Source organism: Mesorhizobium sp. M0998, from assembly GCF_040318885.1.
Classification (GTDB): domain Bacteria; phylum Pseudomonadota; class Alphaproteobacteria; order Rhizobiales; family Rhizobiaceae; genus Mesorhizobium.
Map to the genome: position 1 here is coordinate 18,322 of NZ_JAMYND010000039.1, position 20,077 is coordinate 38,398.

A 20,077-nucleotide genomic window follows, 5' to 3' on the forward strand; every position below is an offset into this window, starting at 1 on the left:
CGGCTTTAAAGAGGGCGCGCCCCGAATGCACGAGCCTCGTTGCTTCCGTGCCCAGCGCATCACCCGAATGTCCACTTCGGAAGATGTTTCTCAATTTCTGTTCATGGCGCGCCCGTTCCGGTTCAGATCGATCGCAGCAATGTGAGGCTTCCACCCGACCGTTGCTCATCCATGGCAGCCGCAATGAACGGCTATTCACAAAGCGGACCTTTGGTGAGGACAGAAATTGCCGCTTGCCCCGATGCAGCCATGGAAGGAGAGTCCATGTCAGGATGCACATCAGATCAGGATGGTGCAGGGAGGCTCGGCGGACCCCGACACCTCGACTACGACTACACGGCGGTGCAATTGCGGTGCGACTACGATCCGCGCCACGCAAGCCTCCCAAGCCGCTGGCTATTGTCATTGCATTTTGGCTGGCGGCAGATCGAGCCATAGCAAATCCGCCTCCAGCTCGCGCCAGTGCTTGCTATGTGCGCGGCTTGATAATTGATGCTAATTCCAACGGAACCATAAACTGCCCCAACATACAATTTCGCTAAAATGCCCCGGAACCTATTGCTGCTCTGCGTCTTGACTCGCCGTCGGAGGGTGCATGCGTAACGCCACAGACGGGCTTTCTTTCGTTGAGTTCCAGTCGCCGACGCTGGTCGAGAATGCGCCCGAGGGCGGCGAATGGCTTCACGAGATCAAGTACGACGGCTACCGCACCGAGCTGATCATTGAGGGCGGCAAAGCGCGGGCCTTCACGCGTCGTGGCTACGACTGGTCGCACCGATACCGACGAATTGTTCAAGCGGCGGCGGACTTGCCGGTGAAGGCGGCGATCATCGACGGGGAGGCTGTCGTTCTCGGCGACACTGGCCTGCCGGACTACCAAGCGTTGGAACGGGAGTTGGGCAACCCAGACTCGCCGAGGCTCATCTTCTACGCATTCGACCTGCTGCACCTCAACGGGCGCGATCTGCGGCAGCAGCCGCTGGTAAGGCGTAAGGCAGCCCTAGAGAAGCTGCTGAAGAACTCAGCCCCGACATTGACCTACGCCGAACATCTGGAGTTGGGCGGCACGGACGTATTTGAACATGCCTGCCGTATGGGGTTGGAGGGCATCGTCTCCAAGCGCACCGATGCCACCTACCGCTCAGGGGTCCAGACCAGTTGGCTCAAGGTGAAGTGCATCAAGAGCGACACTTTCCCCATCGTGGCATTTGTCGAGAAGCTGGGCGCTCACCCGCGCCGCATCGCATCCCTCTACATCGGTCGCCGCGAGGGCGACCGACTGCTCTATGCCGGGAAGGCCCGCAGCGGCTACACCTTGAGCGTTGCTCAACTGGTTCGAGAGCGGCTCGACCCGCTGATCATCAGCAAGTCGCCTCTGTCAGAGCCCATCGTGAAGCCGAAGGCGACGTGGGTCAGACCAGAGGTGCTGGCCGAGGTACAGTTCAGCGGCGTCACTGATCGCGGCGTGTTGCGTGAGGCAGTATTCAAGGGTCTGCGAGAAGACCTGGTCGCGATCCCGGCCAAGCCTCCGGCGCCATCAAAGCGACGTGGACCAGCCCAGGAACATGGCATTGCCAGGGAGAACATCCTGCAACTGCTGCCCGACGCGGTCTCGCCCTCCAAGGAAGAGCTTGCGCGCTACTGGCAGAGGGTTGCCGATTACGCACTCGTCCATCTCGGCCACCGACCGCTGAAGCTGGTCCGCCATGCTCTCGGGGCAACCTTCTACCACAAGGGCGCGCTGCCGAAGATCCCCGCAGCAGTGCATCAGTTGCGCGTTCAGAAGCGCGAGGGTGGCGAAGGTGTGCGCGTGTGGGTGGACGACCTTGCCGGCTTGCTGGGGCTGGTCGAGATGGATGCGGTAGAGCTGCATCCCTGGAACGCTGCTGTTGACGACATCGAACATGCCGACCGGGTCGTTCTGGACCTTGATCCGGGCGAGGGGGTCGAGTGGGACAAAGTGATCGAGACCGCGCTAACGCTCCGCGACATCATGGAAGCGGAAGGTCTGCAGAGCTGGCCGAAGGTGACGGGCGGCAAGGGAATTCACCTGATGGCCCCACTTGAGACGAAGATCACGCACGACAATGCCCGGCTCCTTGCCCGATCGTTCGCCAAGCGCCTCGCTGAAGCCCATCCTGATCGCTATCTGCTCTCCGCCGCGCCGGCAGCCCGAAAGGGCCGCATCTTCATCGACTACCTTCGCAATGGGCGCGGCAACACGGCGGTCGGCGCCTTCTCCCCACGAGCGCGACCCGGCTTCCCAATCGCCCGTCCCGTGACCTGGAGCCAGGTCGAGGCAGCCATCCGTCCAGATGCGTTCACCATTGACCGTCCGTTTAGGGCGGCTGCTAGAAAAGCAGCGTGAGCAATCTCGCAGCGCATTCTATTAGCAGTGGGCGAAGACGCCCGGCGATTCCGCCGAACATTCGATCATGTCAACTAATTGCCGGCCGGGTCGATCTCTATCCAGGCGGGCACATGATCACTCGGCTTTTCCCAGCCTCGCAGGTCAGCGTCCACGCCCGCGTCACGTAATCTGTTCGAAAGTGATGGGCTGACGAGGAGGTGGTCCATCCGCAGGCCGGAGCTCCGATCATAACCGCCTCGATAGGAGAAGTTCCAGTACGTGTAGATGCCTTTCTCCGGATGAATGCAGCGGACGGCATCCATCCAGCCATTGTCTAGCATTTCGGCGTAGGCCTGCCTGCTCTCCGGAAAGTAGACTGCGTCGCCTAGCCAACGTCTCGGCACCACGGCATCGATCGGCGTTGGCACGACGTTGTAGTCGCCGCACAGAACGCTTGTGATCCCCTCCTTGAGCAGTAGCTGGCCGTAGCTGATCAGACGGTCGAACCAGCGGAGCTTATAGTCGAATTTCGGGCCGGGCGCTGGATTGCCGTTGGGCAGGTAGATGCACCCCACGACGATCCCATCCACCTCTGCCTCGATATACCGGCTGTGAGTATCGTCAGGGTCACCCGGCAGGCCGCGTCGACGCTCCAGGGGCTCCTTTCCCCGTGCGAGTATGGCTACACCGTTGTAGGACTTTTGCCCGTGCCAGATCGCGCCATAACCGGCGTTCCTGACGGCTTCCGCGGGAAATTTCTCGTCCGAAGTCTTCAGTTCTTGAAGGCACACGATGTCATAGTCGGTCTGACCCAGCCACTTGATGAGCAAGGGCAGGCGACCGTTCACGCCGTTGACGTTAAAGGTTGCGATACGGGTCATCCGAAGTTCTCAACAACCCTCGGCGATTTGAGCATGGAAGGCTCAGATGTTGATGCTTGCATCATGCCGCCAAAGGGAGGCCTTGTCAGTCGTCTTTCTAGAATGGCGGTCGAGCGGTTTCAGCGAGCCTTTCCGCGTGCCAGATGGCGCAATGAGCGCAGGAGCTGGTCGTCGGGAGCGTCGTAGGCGAAGTCGCGAGCGGTAGATGCGGCGCGCACAATCCGGCGTTAGGGCGGCCGCAACGCACGGATGGGTGGAGCTTGGGCAGGTCTACTGCTGAGGAGGGCGACCGCCTTGGGTCCAGTGGGTTTAAGTAATGCTGCGAAGGAATCCTATATGGCCGAGCCACAGCTCTCAATTCGTAGCGGCAAGGCGGGCGATCTTGCGAAGGGTTGAACCGAAGCACGGCTCGACCTTGTGGACCACATCGGCCATGGTCTTGTCCGACCGGACCCGCTGCTTGTGCTGGACGGCATCCTTGCCCAGCCCGGCAGTTCGGCCGACTTCGTCGCTCGTCGTGCGAAAGGCGTCGGCAATCGTGCGCGGAGCGAAGAAGCCATTGTCGGAGTACTGGACCAGTGCCATCTCACTGCCTAACCGCAAAATGCCTCATAACCTGAGGAGATATAGCGTCAAAATGGGAGGTCTTTGAGAGAAGAAGCCGACAAGAGGAATAATAAGCCGTCTATTCACCGCATAAATTGCGGCAAATGATCTTGCATATACGACGATTGAGGCCCATATTCGACGCAAAAAGTGCGGAGAATATGGCGACCTATATCTACGAGCTTGAAAACTGGCCGCAGTTCGAGTGGCGCAGCCAGGACCTTGCCGATCAACTGGCGACGGTGCGCCATCGGCAGGGCCGGCTGCTGGGGCGGATGGAGGCGCTAGGCTTCGAATTGCGTGCCGAGGCGATGCTTCAGACCCTAACGGAGGACGTTCTCAAATCCAGCGAAATTGAGGGTGAAATTCTCGACAAGGAACAGGTGCGGTCGTCCATCGCCCGCCGACTGGGCATGAATATTGGCGCACTGGCGCCGGTCGACCGCGATGTCGAGGGCGTGGTCGAGATGATGCTCGACGCAACTCAGAACTATCAGGCGCTACTTACGGATGAGCGGTTGTTCGCCTGGCATGCGGCCCTGTTTCCGACGGGTCGCAGCGGCATGACGAAGATTATCGTCGGTGCGTGGCGGCATGAAGCCTCTGGTCCGATGCAGGTCGTCTCAGGTCCCATCGGTCGGGAGAAAGTCCACTATGAAGCTCCAGCAGCGGCCCGGCTTGAGCTTGAAATGGCCTCGTTCATCGACTGGTTCAACGGTTACGCGCCGCTTGATCCCGTTCTGAAGGCGGGGGTCGCCCATCTATGGTTCGTCACCATCCATCCCTTCGAGGATGGCAACGGCCGTATCGCCCGCGCGATCGCCGACATGATGTTGGCGCGATCGGAGGGCAGCGCTCAGCGGTTCTATAGCATGTCCGCGCAAATCCGGGCGGAGCGGAAGGACTACTACGCGATCCTCCAACGGACGCAGAAGGGCAGTCTCGACATCACCCCTTGGCTGCAATGGTTTCTAAGCTGCCTCGAGCGCGCCTTCAGCGGGGCCGAGGAGATTTTGGCCAATGTGCTGCGAAAGGCCCGTTTTTGGGAGGAGATGGTCCAACGACCTCTAAGCGAACGCCAGCGCACAGTCGTCAATCGGCTCCTGGACGGCTTCGAAGGCAAGCTCACCTCCTCGAAATGGGCAGTGCTGACCAACACCTCACCTGACACGGCCTTGCGCGATATCAATGATCTCCTGGCGCAAGGGATACTCGTGAGAGATGAAGCCGGTGGGCGAAGCACGAGCTATTCGCTGGCAGGATTGGATGATGGGCCGGATCGCGCGCCTCGGCGACATCGTTGAAACAGGAGCGCGAGCCGACAGCGCGCGCCCAAAGCATGATTGGCCCGCTCGATTGGTTCGGAGAATGCGTCTATGCCGTTTGTCGCTCGGCACTGGTCCATCGGGTTCGGTCGCAAGCCGTTAGGGCCAGTCATTGACGAACTTTCCGCCTTGATAGCCGCCATTGAAGCCCCAGCGAGCGGTTTGATAGGCTGCAAAACCCCTGAATCGCGCTTTGGCTTTGCCTAGGCACCCAACGCCTTCTGGTTTCGCCATCCTGACAGCACCACAACCCGTACGGCAACCGACGCTGGGCCTGACATTTTATCTCCTATTTCTGCGCAGCCGCAACTCGCTGCAACATCGGTTTTGACATCAAGCCATCAGATGCCATCTTGCTAGCAGGCGAAATGAGCCTATACAATGGGTGCCAAGGAGTCCGATATGGCCGAGCCACAACTCTCAGTCCGCAGCGCCAAGGCGCGTGATCTTGCACACCGGCTTGCCCGTCGTGAAAACCGCTCGATTGCGGAGGTGGTCGAGCGCGCCCTCGAATCTTACGAGGTCCGCGAGGCCGGTCGTGAGCCTGCTTCTGCCTTCTACCCGCGGCTTTCAGCGCAATCCGGCACAGACATCGACCTTGAGGCGGTGATCCGTGAGAGTCGCCGGCCGAATCGAGGCGTCGAGCTTTGATCTTTGTCGATACGAACGTCGTTTCCGAAACGTTGAAAAAGACCCCAGACGAGGCGGTCATTGCCTGGCTGATCCGATACGATGCCGAACTCGCGCTTCCAACCGTGACGATTGCCGAGATCGCGTTCGGCATCCAGAAGATAAGACCGGATCAACGTGCCGAACGGCTGGAGCAAGGGTTGTCGGACTGGCGCCGGCGTTTCGCAGACCGCATCTTCGGTCTGACAGAAGAGGCTGCGCTGGTTTATGGGGAAATTATGGGTGCTGCTGCTCGCCAGGGACGCGGCATGTCGGCACCCGATGGCATGATCGCGGCGATCGCTCGAGTAAACGGGGGCCGCCTCGCCACGCGCAATCTGACTGACTTCGAGACGGCAGGACTCGTTCTGACATCTCCGTGGGAGTTCTGAAGCATTTTCCTGTCGTCGCTTTTGTTCAAGCCCCATCTGCCTGTCAAAGACGGGCTGAAAGGCCGTCAAAGCGCAGGCGAGCGATATCAGGTCAATTTGCATGTCGTCAAAATCCCCTGAAGGTCACTCGAAGCGCCTCAGCGGCAGCCTGACCGAGTACGGCAACCGACCTGCCTTTTCTTCGGGAAAACCATTAGGCTCGCTGGGCTTGCGAGACGGCGAGAGATGCCCGATCTGAAACAGATGCCGGATGTGAAACAATTGAAATTGCTCGGCGTCCTGGCAGCGACGGCGATCGGTCTATATGTCTGTTATCTGCTGGCATGGCCTTTTTTGCCGGCATTGACCTGGGCGCTCGTCCTGGCAATTATTCTGTCTCCGGCTCACCGGTGGGTTGAGAGACGGGTCGGAAATCGAAACCTGGCAGCGCTGATATCGGTAAGCGTCGCGGCGATCGCCGTCGGCCTGCCGCTGGCGCTCGTCGCACAACAGCTCGTTCGCGAGGCGGTAAACGGAGCGACTTATCTGGAGGAGGTCAACCGCGGTTGGGACGCAGTCGGCTTCATGTCTGGCTATCCCACGCTTTCGGCCATTGCCCAATGGATCGAGAACCAATTCGATCCGGCCGGCTCAGTCGCCGCATTCGTGCAATGGCTGACGGGACAAAGCACATCGCTATTGCGTGGCTCCATCTATCAAGTCGCGATGTTCGGCCTGACATTTTATCTTCTGTTCTATTTTCTGCGCGACCGCCAACATGGCCTGCAAGCCGTCGCGGGCCTTTCGCCCCTGCGCGCTCCGGAGACAGCCTACATCTTGTCTCGCTTTGCGGAGACCGTCCATGCAACACTGCTCGGCACCGTGTTCGTCGCCGCCGTCCAGGGAACATTGGGTGGCCTGATGTTCTGGTGGCTCGGCCTGCCGACGCCAGTCTTTTGGGGCCTTGTCATGGGACTTCTTGCCATCGTGCCCGTGCTCGGGGCGTTTGTGATCTGGGTGCCCGCAGCGGTCTATCTCGCACTGGAGGGAGCTTGGGCCAGCGCAGCGATATTGACCGTCTGGGGCGGCGTCATCGTCGGCGGCATCGACAATCTGCTCTATCCGATGCTTGTCGGGAATCGGTTGCGCCTCCACACGGTGGTGGCCTTTATCGGCGCGGTCGGCGGCATCGTCTTGTTCGGAGCATCCGGCCTTGTCCTCGGACCTGCGGTGATCGCCATCACAATCAGCCTCATCGACGTGCTAAAGACTCGATTGACCGACCGGCCGACGCCGGCGCGCGCTGGTGAGCTACCGCATCAGTCCGTGACGGATTGATCAAGCGCGAAAAGGGCGCTGGTTTTCGAGTGGTAGCGCGAAACCTGAACAACCTCTGGGCAGAGATCTCAACGAAGGCAAGCACATCAGCCAGCCTGCTGTATTGCGGCAAGCTTCCAGTCACCGCCGTTCTGCCGCGTAAAGGTCCACAGTTCGACCGTCTCCGTCGGCTGATCGGCCCCGCCCTCAACGACCTTGCCGCTGATGCGGTCGCGGGTCACGTCGCGAGACTCATAGCGCAAAGCAGCCGTCGCGTAGTCGCGATCACCCTCCCGCCAACTTTCCGCAATATCGGCCTCCAGCAGGCTGACGTCCGACACGTCGTTCCTGACGCCCTTTTTGGCATTGTCGGCAAGTTCCTCGGACAGATAGGACACCATCTCGGATGTCACCAACCGGCGCAATGCAGCATGATCTTCGCGCCCGAATGCCTCCTGAACTTCCGTCAGCCGTTGCTGGAACGTGTCGAGGTCGGTTTGGGTGAGTGTGATCTCATCGGAAGCATTGTCTTGGTTCGTTCCGCCATATCCTGACCCAATGCCTGGAATGGGGAACGCTGCGGTGTTGCTCGGGTCAGGCCGGGCTGCAGCGCTTCGCCCAAAGGTCCCGGTGCCTCGCGAGGCACCGGCCATAGCGGGTGCCGGGTTTTGCGCCGCCTGCGAGCGGAAAAAGCGGATCGCCAGCATGATCGCGCCGCCGAACAGCAGTACTTGGAGCAAAAGACCCAACATGCCGGCCAAGCCGCCGAACCCATGACCCAGAAGAACGCCGATCAAACCGCCGAGAAGCAGCCCACGTATCATCGATCCGCCGAGGCCGTTGAAGAAGCCCGGGCGCTGGAATGCCTGCGGCTGACGGGCCGCATTGTTCGTGGCCGCATTGGGCGTCATCGAGCGCTCGACCGGTGCGGCCGGTTGCGGCGCAACTCTGGTCGGCGGGACCGGCTGGAAAGTGCGCATGCCGCGACTGCCGAAGCTGCCGCCACGGCGCGCATCGGCGTGATCCACAGCGACCATGGAAAATGCCAGGAACAACCCCACAAACAAAACTGCAAACCGTCCCCAACGCGAAATCAGCATAGGCAAGTCCTCAAGTGACACTCTTTCCGCTCATATGGGGTGCGTCGATCGAAATAGCAGTGAATCGTCCGTCGAGATATTTTCGGGCGGCATGGTCGGCCGCCCGCCGGTGTTCACGACGAGAATGTCTGCCCTACCCAAGCGCGATGATCGCTGTTCGACCACGCAGGCTCCCGCACCCGGCCGACCGGCATCGGTCGCGTCAACAGCATCGCTCATGCAAGCCTCTGGTCATCGATGTCCCCGGCGATGATGCCGAGGTCTCCCGGCGAAGACTCGATTGACTTACAGCTTTCCTATGTACTATCAACATATCTGGAAAACCTGCCATACAGGTTTGCCCACTCCTGAACGGGAGATTGCGTGAGCACGGCCGTATCCGCAAAACATTCCGACGCAGCGAGCCTGGTCAGCAATACGATCGGCGAGATCACGCGCCATATCCGCGCGCATGAGCTCGGGCCCGGCGACCGGCTGCCCAGCGAGGCCGCGCTTTCGAGACAATTGAGCGTCTCGCGTACCGTGGTTCGCGAGGCCTTCAGCTCGCTCGCCGCCATGCGGCTTATCGACCTGAGGGCGGGCAGACGGGCTACCGTCGCCGAGCTGGATTATGGCGCGATGTCACTGGTGATCGAGCATGGCGTCCACACCGAGCAGATCACGGTGCAGCAAATCTATGACGTGCGCCGCACGATTGAGACCCGCACCGCCATGCTGGCGGCCTTGCGCAGAACAGCCGACGAAGTGGAAAGGATCAGGACGCACGCGCTCGCCATGCTCGAGAATTTCCAGCGGCCGGAACAGGTCATGGAGCACGATCTCGCCTTTCACCTCGAAATCGCCAAGGCTGCGAAGAATCCGGTTTTCAGCCTCATCGTCGGCGCGTTCGAGCGCGTATCGCGCCAGACCTGGCCGATCGGCTGGCGGACCCGCCCTTCGGATGCCGAGCAGTTGGCGATGATCCAGATCCATATCGACCTCGCCGAAGCAATCGAGACCGGTGATCCCCAGTCGGCGCGTGACCTGATGGCGAGGCATTTTGACGAGAGCGTCAAGGCCCTGCTGGCGGCCGGCATCGCCTGAGGAGCAGGGGCGCAATGAAGATCACGAAACTGGAAACGCTGCGGCTCAAGGAGCGGCCGAACCTTCTGTGGGTCCTGGTTCACACGGACGAAGGCCTCGTCGGACTCGGCGAGACCTTTTTCATGGCTGAAACCGTCGAGACCTATCTGCACGAATATGTCGCGCCGTGCGTGATCGGGCGCGACCCCTTGCAGATCGACCTGCTTGCCGCCGACCTCGTCGGCTATCTCGGTTTCCGATCGACGGGCGCGGAAGTCAGGGGCAATTCCGCTTTCGACATCGCGCTTTGGGATCTGTTCGGAAAGGCGACGGGTCAGCCGATCGCACAACTCCTCGGCGGGTTCACCAGGCACGAGATCAGGACCTACAACACCTGTGCCGGAACCGAATACATCAAGAAGGCCACCGGGCAGACGACGGCCAACTACGGGCTCGATAAGCCTGGCGACGCCTATGATGATCTGAACGGCTTCCTTCACCGCGCCGACGAACTGGCGCATTCGTTGTTGGAGGAAGGCATCACGGCCATGAAGATCTGGCCCTTCGACATGGCCGCCGAGAAAACGCGCGGCCAGTATATATCGCAGCCCGACTTGAATTCCGCGCTGGCGCCGTTCGAGAAAATCCGCAATGCGGTCGGCGACAAGATGGACATCATGGTTGAATTCCATTCAATGTGGCAGCTGCTGCCGGCCATGCAGATCGCTCGCGAGCTTGCCCCCCACAAGACCTTCTGGCACGAAGATCCAATCAGGATGGACAGCCTGTCCAGCCTGAAACGCTATGCCGAGGCTTCGCTGGCGCCGATATCGGCTTCGGAAACGCTCGGTTCCCGGTGGGCCTTCCGCGACCTTCTCGAAACCGGAGCGGCCGGTGTCATCATGCTTGATATCAGCTGGTGCGGCGGGCTCTCGGAGGCGCGCAAGATCGCTGCCATGGCTGAAGCATGGCACCTGCCGGTCGCGCCACACGACTGCACAGGTCCAGTGGTGCTCGGCGCATCGACCCACCTGTCGCTGAATGCGCCGAACGCGCTTGTCCAGGAGAGTGTCAGGGCCTTTTACAAGACCTGGTACCGCGACCTTGTGACCGCTTTGCCGCAGGTGAAGAACGGCATGATCACCGTGCCTCCCGGACCGGGCCTCGGCATGGAACTGAACCCGGAGATCGATCGCGCCTTCACGGCGCTTCGACGGGTGAGCGAGGCATCTACTCTCTGAAAATGAACCTGAAGCAGCTTTCTACGGAGGAGGAGAACCATGAAGAAGCTACTTATCTCGGCAGCCTTGGCAGCAGTACTGGCTGGAGGCTCGGCAATCGGCTCACGCGCACAGGAGCCGATGAACATCGTCTTCACGCATCATTCGTCGGCGTCGAACCCGTTCTGGCAGGCGGTGAAGAAGGGCTTTGACGACGCCTGCGCCAAGATCCAGGCCAATTGCCAGATGGTCTTCACGCAGACCGAAGGTTCGATCGAGCAACAGTCGGCCAACATGCAGGCGGCACTCGCGGCAAAACCGGACGCGCTGATCACCTCGATCGTCGACAACAATGCCTTCGACCAGATCATCGCCGACGCCCGCGCTGCCGGCGTCACGGTCATCGCGTCCAACGTCGACGACACCGAGGGTGCAGCCGGCAATGCCCGCCAGGCCTTCATCGGCCAGGGCTTCATTCCCGCCGGCTACGAACTCGGCAAGAAGATGTCCGAGTTCTTCCCCAAGGAAGGCAAGATCAGGGCGCTCGTCGGCGTCTCCGCGCCCGGTCAGAACTGGTCGGAACAGCGCGCTGCCGGCGTCATGAAGTTCCTTGAGGAATACAAGGCGGCGAATGCCGGACGCGAAGTGGTCATTGAACGGCTCGACACCGGCACAGATGGCGCCGTCGTCGCCGATCGTGTTGGCGCCTATCTCTCTGCCCACCCGGACACCACGGTGTATTTCGACACCGGCCTTTGGCATGCCTACGTGGCCCAGGTCCTGATCGATCGCGGGATCGAGCCGGGCAAGGTGCTGATGGGCGGCTTCGACATCGTCTCGGAAGTCCTGCAACAGATGGAAGCGGGTTACATCCAGGTTCAGGTCGACCAGCAGCCCTACATGCAGGGCTTCATGCCGGTGATGGAAGCCTATCTCGCCAAGAACGTCGGTCTGCTGCCGGCAGACATCGACACCGGCAAGGGCATCATCGTCAAGGAAGACGTGCCGAAGCTCAAGGAACTGGCCGCACAAGGCGTGCGGTAGGCGCGAAGCCAGCGTCCTCTCCTCGTTCTTTACGCGGAGGGGGCAAGGGGAGGGCCAGGCAGCACGGCTTTGGGCGTCGGCTCCGTCCCATCCTCCAACGGCATCTCCCATGTCAGGGGCGGTAGCCGACAAACTGCCGCCATCCCCTTGCCGATGCGACAAGCCAGCGCAAACAATCCCAAGCCGGAGCGAATGATGAAGCGCTTGATGAAGATTTATCTGGAGAAGCCTGAGCTTGCGGCGGTCGTGTTCCTGCTCCTCCTTCTCCTCGTCTTTCAGATTCGCTCGAACGGCGTATTTCTGAACACACAGAACGTGCGCGGAATGCTTGGGCTGCTGCCTGAAATGGGGCTGGTCGCGATCGGCGTGACCCTGCTGATGATATGCGGCGAGTTTGATCTTTCGGTAGGCTCGGTATTTGCGCTGACCCCGATGACCATGGCGGTGATGCTGGCGGCAGGCGTGCCGTTCGCGCCGGCCTTTGCCGCCGGGCTCGCGATCGCCGCCCTGATTGGCTTCTTCAACGGGTTCATAACGATTCGTTTCGCGATACCAAGCTTCATCACCACGCTTGGCATGCTGTTCATCGCGCGTTCGCTGACGGTGGTAATCTCCGGTGGCTTCCCTCCTGTCATCCCAGCCAACGCTCTGCCGAAATGGCTGTTTACGATCTATGTGGGGCCGGGCGACCTCTTTCGCATGTCGTTCTTCTGGTTTCTCGCCGTGGCAATCCTGGTGACGGTGCTTCTGTCGCGCACGAATTTCGGCAACTGGGTGCGCGCCACCGGCGGCTTTCTGCCCGCCGCGCAATCGATGGGCATCCCGACGGCCCGGGTGAAGGTCGCCTGCTTCATGATCTGTTCGGTGCTCGCCGGCTTTGCCGGCACCATTCAGGTGATGCGGCTTGGCGCGCCGCTGCCTTCGATCGGCGAGGGGCTGGAGTTGCAAGCCGTGTCGGCTGCCGTCATCGGTGGCGCCTCGCTGACTGGCGGCATTGGCACTATCTTCGGCGGCATCATCGGGGCTGCCCTGATCCGCGTCATCGACAACGGACTGGTGCTGAGCCAGGTTGACGCCAACTGGTTCAAGATGGCAATCGGCTTCCTGACTATCTTCGCGGTCGTCGTGAACGCCTGGCTTCGAAAGCGGGGCAGGGCAATGAAGGTGGAGACCTGATCATGGCGGCACCCATCATCGCGATCAAGGGGCTCCAGAAATGGTATTCCGGCGTCCACGCCTTGAAGAACGTCACTCTGGACATTTATCCAGACGAGGCGCTGGGCCTTGTCGGCGATAACGGCGCCGGCAAATCGACGCTGATCAACATCCTGTCAGGCACCCAAAAGCCCGATGGCGGCGAGATCAGGATCGAAGGTGAACCGGTCCGCTTCTCGAACCCGCGCGACGCCATGGATCGCGGTATCGAGACGATCTACCAGTACAATTCGATGGTCCCGACCATGACCATCGCACGCAACGTTTTCATCGGACGCGAACCGGTGAAGGGCTCGGTTTTCGGCATCGGCATCCTGGACCAGAAGCGCATGCGTGACGAAAGCGTCAAAGCGATCGCCGACGTCGATCTGCATCTGAGGTCGCCCGACGCGCTGGTCGGCGAACTGTCGGGCGGCCAGCGCCAAGGCGTGGCGATCGCCCGGGCCATGCACTTCAAGTCGAAAGTCATGATCCTCGACGAGCCGACCAATCATCTCTCGGTCAAGGAGACGCGAAAGGTGATCGGCTTCGTTCGCGCCCTCAAGGCCCAGAACATCACCAGCGTCTTCATCAGCCACAACATGCATCATGTTTTCGAATGCTGTGACCGGGTCGTGGCGATGGCGCGCGGCGAGATCGTTCTCGACAAACGGATCGGCGAGACTTCGATCGAGGAAATCCACGAGGTTCTGTGACGCGAAGAAGCGGTCACTGGCGAGCCGTTCGGCTGGTAGAGGTCAGTCTGCGCTACGGCTTTTCCGCAAGGATCGCCTCGGCGGTTTTCTCGTCGGTGATCAGCACATCGACGACTCCCAGACGCAACACGGCGCGCAGCACCGGAACCTTGTCGAGGCCGCCGGAGGGCAGGATCACAGTGTCGACGTCGCGCAGATGTTCGGGGGCGAGGCCGATGACACGGCTGTTTAGCGGGTGATCGACGAGTTGTCCGTCGGCGCCGATCCAGTGACCGCAGATATCGCCGACGGCTCCGGCTTTTTGGAGCGATCTGAGATCATTGTCTCCTACCAGTCCGATCCGAAAGATGGTGGCGTCTTTGTGCACCGCGCCCACCGAAACGAAAGCGGCGTCAACGTCGCGGGCGTGGGTGAAGGCGTCTTCCAGAATGGACTGGCGCATAAGCAGATCGCGCGTGGCCTCCGTATCCGTGAACACCGGTGCCGCGATGTAGTAGCATTCCGCGTCGAAGAGCGCCGCGAGCCGCGAGGCGATTTCATAGATGTTGATCGCCGATCCACGCGTGAGCCCGCCAAGCAGGGAAACGACCGACATGCCTTTGACGGGGCGCACGGTCACTGAGCGCAGACTAAGCTGGAGCGTGCGTCCCCATCCCACGCCCACCGATATCCCGTCACGGATTCTATGCGACAGGGCTTCACCGGCAGCGGCTGCGATCACCTGTGGCACCAGGGTATGATCGGGCGGTGTCGGAACCACGATTGGGTCGGAAACGCCATAGGCGTCCCGCAGCCGGTGCTCCAGCTCGATGCAGTTCGCCACCTTGGAATTGATGCGAATCTGAACGATCCCGCGCTGACGGGCATGCGCCAGCATCCGGTTGACGCGAAGGCGGGTCAGGCCAAGAGACTTGGCGATTTGCGCCTGCGTCAGGTCACCGACATAAGCAAGCCAGGCGGCGCGCACGAGCAGCCCTTCCTCGCGATCGGCCGTGACGGAACTCGTTACGGCTTGGCGGCCGTCGCGTTTCTTTCGCGCTGGTTTCTCCATCAGATCATCCTGTCCACTCCGCGGCAGCGGGTCCAGAGCGGCTCGGCGGAGCCATGTGCTCATCGATATGAGGCATCAATCGAGTTTCCCGGCTCCGCTAGCCTCGATGATAGCGGTCGAAGGACAAAACCAGCGGAGCATCATGGCAAATTGCGTCGATGATGGCGCTCGTCAGCGGCAGGCGATCGTGGGGAAGTACACCCCGGGCCATCATATTCTTCAAAGTCGGACCAAGGTCCAGCGCCAGTTGCGCGCCCTCGACCGTGTCTGAACTCATATGTTCGCGCTTCGCCACGGAATAGGGCAGGCCGCGGCCGAGCAGGCGCCCCATGCGACCGTTACGGCCCGCCTGGCAGGTCACGTAAAGATCGCCGGAGCCGGCCAGCCCCAGCACTGTTTCGACCTTTCCACCCAGGGCTTCGACCAGAATCGCCATCTCGGCGAGGGACTGCGAGAATAGCGACGAGGCAAGATTGTGCATCAGTGCGCCATTGGGCGCCTTGCCGTCGCGCTCGAGCAGCCCGACGGGAGCTCCAACGGCGAGTGTGTAGAAATTCTTGAAAGCGGCGCAGATCTCGACGCCGACGAGATCGGATGACGATCGCGCATGATAGAAAGGCGCGCGCAGAATGCGGGACGCCGCGGCCACCTGGTCGGGATCATGCCCGGCCACGATCACTGAGGTGTCGCGCTGCGCCGCCAGTTCGCCGGCAATGCACGGTCCGCCGACGGCCATCACCGGGACCGACAAGCCAGTGCGTTGCTCGATCTCGCGGGCAAGCAGATGTGGCAGGATTTCCACGCCTTCGTCGCTTGCCGCAAGCCCTTTCGTAATCATCAGTATCGGCACGGGCGACTTGATGCTTTCTGCAATGCGGTCGATCGCCCAAGGAATGCCGGCCGACGAGACGCCGAGTACAAGCAGATCGGGTCCATCGTTCATCGCCGCCCCGAATTCGGTCCAGGAACAGGCGGTTACCACATCAGGCAGATTGATGTTGAGGCGTGGGTGATGACTTGTGCTGGCCACGGAGCCGACGATCTCCTCATCGAGATGGGTCCCGACAAGAGTGATGCGGTTACCAGCGTGAGCGGCCGGAAGCGTCATGGCAGAGCCCATGACGCCGGCGCCGAGGATAACGATCCGCGCCATTCAGCTTCTTCCCTTGTCCAGCCGCTCGCCGCTGCCTTCGTCGAACAGGTGGATTCGCTCAGGCGCCGGCTCCACATGGATCACAGCTCCAGGAGAGACCTCCATGCGGTCATGCAGCACCGAGCAGATCGCGGTGTTGCCCATGCTGGCAAAGATGTGGATTTCGGGGCCAGTCGGCTCGACAACCGTAATCCTCGCTGGAATGCCGCGCCCGTCGGCCACTGGTCGAAGATGTTCGGGGCGAATGCCGTAGATCACCTTTTGGCCGGGCCGGACCGCAGCCCCTGGCGGGAGCGGGAGGGATAGCTCGTCGGTCCGCACCACCCAGGCGTCGCGCTCGGAAGCCACCTCGCCATGGAACATGTTCATTGCGGGCGAGCCGATGAAGGAGGCGACGAAGAGGTTTGCCGGGCGATCGTAGACATCGAGCGGGCGCCCGATCTGCTCGATATGGCCGTCGCGCATAATGACGACGACATCGGCCATGGTCATGGCCTCGATCTGGTCATGCGTGACATAGACGGTGGTGGTCTTCAGCCGCTGGTGGAGCTCCTTGATTTCGGTGCGCATCTGCACCCGCAGCTTGGCATCGAGATTGGACAGCGGTTCGTCGAACAGGAACACAGTTGGGTCCCGCACGATGGCGCGACCCATGGCGACGCGCTGCCGCTGGCCGCCCGAAAGCTGGCGGGGATACCGTTCCAGATAGGGTGTCAGGTTGAGGATCGATGCCGCCCACCCGACCTTCTGTTTGATTTCTTCGTTGGGGCGCTTCTTCAACTGCATGGAAAAGGCCATGTTGTCGAAGACGGTCATGTGCGCGTAAAGCGCGTAATTCTGGAAGACCATCGCGATATTGCGGTCTTTGGGATGGAGCATGTTGACGACCCTGTCACCTATGGCGATCTCACCGGACGTGATGGGCTCGAGACCGGCTATCATGCGCAACAGAGTGGACTTGCCGCAGCCGGACGGCCCCAGCAGAACGACGAACTGGCCATCCTCGATCGAGAGATCGAGTCCGTCGATAATCGAGAGGGCGCCATAGTCCTTCTTTATGTTGCTGATGGTGACAGACGCCATAAATTGCTACCCTTCGATTGCCCTTGCCGGTTGGATCTCATTTTCGCCATGCGAGCGATTGGCGATCGGATGCGCTCTCACCATTCGCTCTCCAGAAACTCTTCCAAGAGTCCCGCATCGGCGGCCAGGTTGACAAAGGACCATCGGCCGCGGATTTCTCGCGAATAGCGAATGGCGTCGTGCCAAAGCGCGCGCGGCAGCTCTAGTTCCGCGCCGGTGACCGGCCCTCCCGCAGCCTTGAGTGCTGCCTCCATGCGGGCGACCGGCATTGCCATGGGCCGAACCTCCTGGCGCAGCGCCGGCCAGATTTCCGCAAGCCTGCGGTTGAAGATTTCCGACTGGCTGGCGTCGAGTGCCGTCTTCTTCATCTCGGCAATGCAAAGTGGTCCAAGCTGCGCGCCATAGCGGGCCAGCATCGCCGCTTCGTCGATGGCGGTCGGCTTCACCTGCGGCGGCTCTTTCATGTCCAGCAGCCGCGCTTGCAGACGCGCCATGACCAGCGAGGCAACCCCGACCTGCTGGCCGTGCGTGGTGCCGGGATGACGCTCTCCCGCGAACATGTCGACCCAATGGGAAATCTGGTGCTCTCCCATGGACCCGGGATGGGAAACGCCGGCAAAGCACACGCCCATCGAGCACAGCGTCAAGACGCGCTGGAGATGCCCGACAGCGGTGACGTCATGCCTGGCAAGGCCAGGCGCATGGGCCAGCATCGGCTCCTCATCGCCCGCCTGCAGCAGGTAGGGCACCTCGGAATAGTAAGTGTCGAACAGCCGATGCGAAGCCCACCAGTCGATCTGGGCCGTGGAGCGGCAGAGGCTGTCGCCAAGCCCGGCGGCGCTGAGCCAGGCGGGCGCTGCGGCCGACACGCCAAGGTCCAGGAAGATGCCCCGGGGCGCGTGTGAAGGCAGCGAGATCTTGAGCCCGGAGGCCAAGGTCACCGACGCTGTCGAGGCGCCGTAGCCATTCATCGAGGCGGCCGTGCCGAAGACGGCATAGGGTCGCTCGTCGAGGAAGGTTGCATGCTTGCAGCTGTCATTGAGGACGCCCGACCCGACGGCCACGACCCCTTCGGCGTGACGTGTCTTCTCCCTGACCATCTGGATCGTCGCCTCATCACAGTCGAGGCCGTCAGGCAGCACGATTTCGTCGATGTCGGCGATGGCACGCAGCGCCTTCGCGACGCGCCTGCCCATCACATCGACGGTGTTGATATCGGAGACCACGGCGATGCGGCTGCCTAGCTTCAGCGGCGCAACGAGATCCGCCTCGCGGCCTTCCGTCGTCTCCAGCAATTCGATGGTCTGGAACGGCAGGACCGCGGCCGCGCCTGTCTTGGGATCTGTCCAGCGTCCAGCGACAACGTCCTCGATCAACGCGCTCCAGTTGGTCGCTTCAGCCATGATCGGCCTCCATGAAGGCCGCGAGGCGTTGGTTCCAGGCTGCAAGCGTTGGCCAAAGATCAGCATGGATCGCAAGAAGTTCGGCGTAGAGCGCGGCCCGTTTCGTGTCCGGTTCGAAGGTTTTGGCCGGCTCGCTGGCCATTGCGAGCGACGCTTCGGCGATCGTGGAAAACCAGCCCACCCCCTTTGCCGCCGCCATCGCCGCGCCTAGCGAGGAGGCTTCGACGGTCGTCGAACGCTTTATTGGACGATCGAGTGCATCCGCCAGAATCTGCATCCACAGGTCGGACTTCGCTCCTCCGCCGATGGCTATGAACTGGTCGATGGTCTGGGCGGCAGCCGCAGCCGCCCGCTGACTTGTCGCGGCCTGATGCAGCGCTATGCCTTCGAGCACGGCGCGATAGATGTCGCCGCGGCGGCTCGAGCCCGAAAGCCCGGCAATCACACCACGGGCCGCACTATCCCAGTGCGGGTCCATGACGCCCTGCCAGTAGGGCAGGAGCATTATGCCGCCTGCGCCGATCGGGCTGGCAGCGGCTTCGGCCTCGAGCGCCTCCAGCGCATCGCTTGCGCCATGCAGATCGACGCCAAGCATTTCGCGCGCCATCCAGTCGACAAGAAAAGTGCCGGCGCGAAGGCACGTCTCGTAGATGTAGCCATTATCGGCGACCGCCGTTTCGGTGCGGAAGGCCTGGTCGTGGACGTAGTCCGTGCCGAAGCTGCCGGAGACGACCGCCGTGCCGAGGTTGATGTAAGCGCATCGCCGCTGCAACACACCAGCGCCCGTGCCGGCGCATTGACCGTCGCCGCCGCCGGCGACGATCGGCGTGCCCTCGCGCAGGCCCGTCGAAATGGCCGCTTGCGACGTCAGTTGGCCCAGAACGGTGCCGGGCCGCGCCAGATCCGGCATCATGCGCCGGGCGACGCCCGCTGCCTCCAGTATATCGTTCGACCAGTCCATAGCCCGCATATCGAGTATGCCCATCGGGTCGGCGGATGCGGTGGACGTCACCCACCGGCCGCTCAAGCGAAAGACCAGATAGCCGTGGACTTCGGCCATCCGCTCCACGCGGGCAAAAATCTCGGGCTCTTGCTCGCGGAACCAGATCATGCGGTAAAGGCAAGGAATGACGTCCAGCGGCTTGCCGGATATTGCGTGGACGCGTGCCGCGCCGAAACTCTCGCCGAAGCGGCGTGCTTTGCCACGGGCGCGCTCATCGAGCCAGAGCGTCGCCGGCCCGACCGCTTCGCCTTGCTCGTCGAAAAGTCCGAAGCTCTCGCGCTGGTTGGCAATCGCGAGGGCGGCAATGCGTGCCGGCGAAACCGTTGACGTCACGGGGCGCAGCGCTGCGACCGTCGAGGTCCACCACTCGGCCGGATCCTGCTCGAAATAGCCCGAACGCGGGTTGGACATTGCAAGCGGTGCACGACCTTCGGCCACGGCCAGACCATTGCGGTCCCAGGCGATCGCCTTGGTTGCCGAGGTCGAGGAATCAATGCCGATGACGAGATCAGGAACCATTGCCGCCACG

The 20,077-nt window shown here is 61.6% G+C and carries 18 protein-coding genes; 10 read left to right on the forward strand and 8 right to left on the reverse strand.

What is annotated here, in order from left to right; genetic code table 11:
• Positions 1-595: 595 nt before the first annotated feature.
• Entirely contained in the window at positions 596-2,368 is a 1,773-nt protein-coding gene (ligD, locus tag NKH59_RS27135; RefSeq protein ID WP_353023584.1) for a DNA ligase D, read from the forward strand.
• Positions 2,369-2,442: 74 nt separating this feature from the next.
• Here ligD and xth read toward each other — a convergent pair whose 3' ends face one another.
• Together xth and NKH59_RS27145 are read right to left on the reverse strand one after the other, a co-directional pair.
• Positions 2,443-3,231, reverse strand: coding sequence for an exodeoxyribonuclease III (gene xth, locus NKH59_RS27140; protein WP_353023586.1), 789 nt, complete (start codon positions 3,229-3,231; stop codon positions 2,443-2,445).
• 354 nt (positions 3,232-3,585) lie between these two features.
• Complete coding sequence (locus NKH59_RS27145; RefSeq protein WP_502904314.1) at positions 3,586-3,816, reverse strand: hypothetical protein; 231 nt, start codon at positions 3,814-3,816, stop codon at positions 3,586-3,588.
• A 182-nt stretch (positions 3,817-3,998) separates the two neighbouring features.
• Between NKH59_RS27145 and NKH59_RS27150 the strand changes: the two genes are divergently transcribed.
• From NKH59_RS27150 to NKH59_RS27165, 4 genes are all read left to right on the forward strand, one after another.
• Positions 3,999-5,141 carry a Fic family protein gene (locus NKH59_RS27150; RefSeq protein WP_353023588.1) on the forward strand — a complete coding sequence of 381 codons (1,143 nt, stop codon included), beginning with the start codon at positions 3,999-4,001 and terminating at the stop codon, positions 5,139-5,141.
• A 423-nt stretch (positions 5,142-5,564) separates the two neighbouring features.
• The gene (locus NKH59_RS27155; RefSeq protein ID WP_352455498.1) at positions 5,565-5,813 is read left to right on the forward strand and encodes a plasmid stabilization protein; all 249 of its coding nucleotides are present in this window, start codon (positions 5,565-5,567) and stop codon (positions 5,811-5,813) included.
• Positions 5,810-6,223 (forward strand): type II toxin-antitoxin system VapC family toxin, encoded by a 414-nt coding sequence (locus NKH59_RS27160; RefSeq protein WP_352541844.1) that lies wholly within the window; start codon positions 5,810-5,812, stop codon positions 6,221-6,223. The genes NKH59_RS27155 and NKH59_RS27160 overlap by 4 nt, the downstream gene beginning before the upstream one ends.
• 225 nt (positions 6,224-6,448) lie before the next feature.
• Positions 6,449-7,540 (forward strand): AI-2E family transporter, encoded by a 1,092-nt coding sequence (locus NKH59_RS27165; RefSeq protein WP_353023590.1) that lies wholly within the window; start codon positions 6,449-6,451, stop codon positions 7,538-7,540.
• Positions 7,541-7,626: 86 nt separating this feature from the next.
• Here NKH59_RS27165 and NKH59_RS27170 read toward each other — a convergent pair whose 3' ends face one another.
• Positions 7,627-8,616, reverse strand: a complete 990-nt coding sequence (locus NKH59_RS27170) for a Tim44 domain-containing protein (protein ID WP_353023603.1) — start codon at positions 8,614-8,616, stop codon at positions 7,627-7,629.
• Positions 8,617-8,982: 366 nt separating this feature from the next.
• On the opposite strand from NKH59_RS27170, the gene NKH59_RS27175 reads away from it, so the two are divergent.
• The 5 genes from NKH59_RS27175 (at position 8,983) to NKH59_RS27195 (ending at position 13,855) form a co-directional block, all read left to right on the forward strand.
• The gene (locus NKH59_RS27175) at positions 8,983-9,702 is read left to right on the forward strand and encodes a FadR/GntR family transcriptional regulator (protein WP_352503247.1); all 720 of its coding nucleotides are present in this window, start codon (positions 8,983-8,985) and stop codon (positions 9,700-9,702) included.
• Between the two features lie 14 nt (positions 9,703-9,716).
• Positions 9,717-10,922, forward strand: a complete 1,206-nt coding sequence (locus NKH59_RS27180) for a mandelate racemase/muconate lactonizing enzyme family protein (protein WP_352541846.1) — start codon at positions 9,717-9,719, stop codon at positions 10,920-10,922.
• Between the two features lie 39 nt (positions 10,923-10,961).
• Positions 10,962-11,945: a sugar ABC transporter substrate-binding protein gene (locus NKH59_RS27185; RefSeq protein WP_502895713.1), complete on the forward strand. Its 984-nt coding sequence runs from the start codon at positions 10,962-10,964 to the stop codon at positions 11,943-11,945.
• A 195-nt stretch (positions 11,946-12,140) separates the two neighbouring features.
• Positions 12,141-13,121 (forward strand): ABC transporter permease, encoded by a 981-nt coding sequence (locus NKH59_RS27190; protein ID WP_352503300.1) that lies wholly within the window; start codon positions 12,141-12,143, stop codon positions 13,119-13,121.
• 2 nt (positions 13,122-13,123) lie between these two features.
• Positions 13,124-13,855, forward strand: a complete 732-nt coding sequence (locus NKH59_RS27195; protein ID WP_254819755.1) for an ATP-binding cassette domain-containing protein — start codon at positions 13,124-13,126, stop codon at positions 13,853-13,855.
• 52 nt (positions 13,856-13,907) lie between these two features.
• Here NKH59_RS27195 and NKH59_RS27200 read toward each other — a convergent pair whose 3' ends face one another.
• The 5 genes from NKH59_RS27200 to NKH59_RS27220 form a co-directional block, all read right to left on the reverse strand.
• Positions 13,908-14,906: a sugar-binding transcriptional regulator gene (locus tag NKH59_RS27200; protein WP_353023592.1), complete on the reverse strand. Its 999-nt coding sequence runs from the start codon at positions 14,904-14,906 to the stop codon at positions 13,908-13,910.
• 97 nt (positions 14,907-15,003) lie between these two features.
• The gene (locus NKH59_RS27205; RefSeq protein WP_352541849.1) at positions 15,004-16,059 is read right to left on the reverse strand and encodes a hypothetical protein; all 1,056 of its coding nucleotides are present in this window, start codon (positions 16,057-16,059) and stop codon (positions 15,004-15,006) included.
• Positions 16,060-17,142 carry an ABC transporter ATP-binding protein gene (locus tag NKH59_RS27210; protein ID WP_353023594.1) on the reverse strand — a complete coding sequence of 361 codons (1,083 nt, stop codon included), beginning with the start codon at positions 17,140-17,142 and terminating at the stop codon, positions 16,060-16,062.
• Between the two features lie 77 nt (positions 17,143-17,219).
• Positions 17,220-18,545 carry an iron-containing alcohol dehydrogenase gene (locus tag NKH59_RS27215; protein ID WP_352541851.1) on the reverse strand — a complete coding sequence of 442 codons (1,326 nt, stop codon included), beginning with the start codon at positions 18,543-18,545 and terminating at the stop codon, positions 17,220-17,222.
• Positions 18,538-20,067, reverse strand: a complete 1,530-nt coding sequence (locus NKH59_RS27220; RefSeq protein WP_353023596.1) for a xylulokinase — start codon at positions 20,065-20,067, stop codon at positions 18,538-18,540. The genes NKH59_RS27215 and NKH59_RS27220 overlap by 8 nt, the downstream gene beginning before the upstream one ends.
• Between the last annotated feature and the right edge of the window lie 10 nt (positions 20,068-20,077).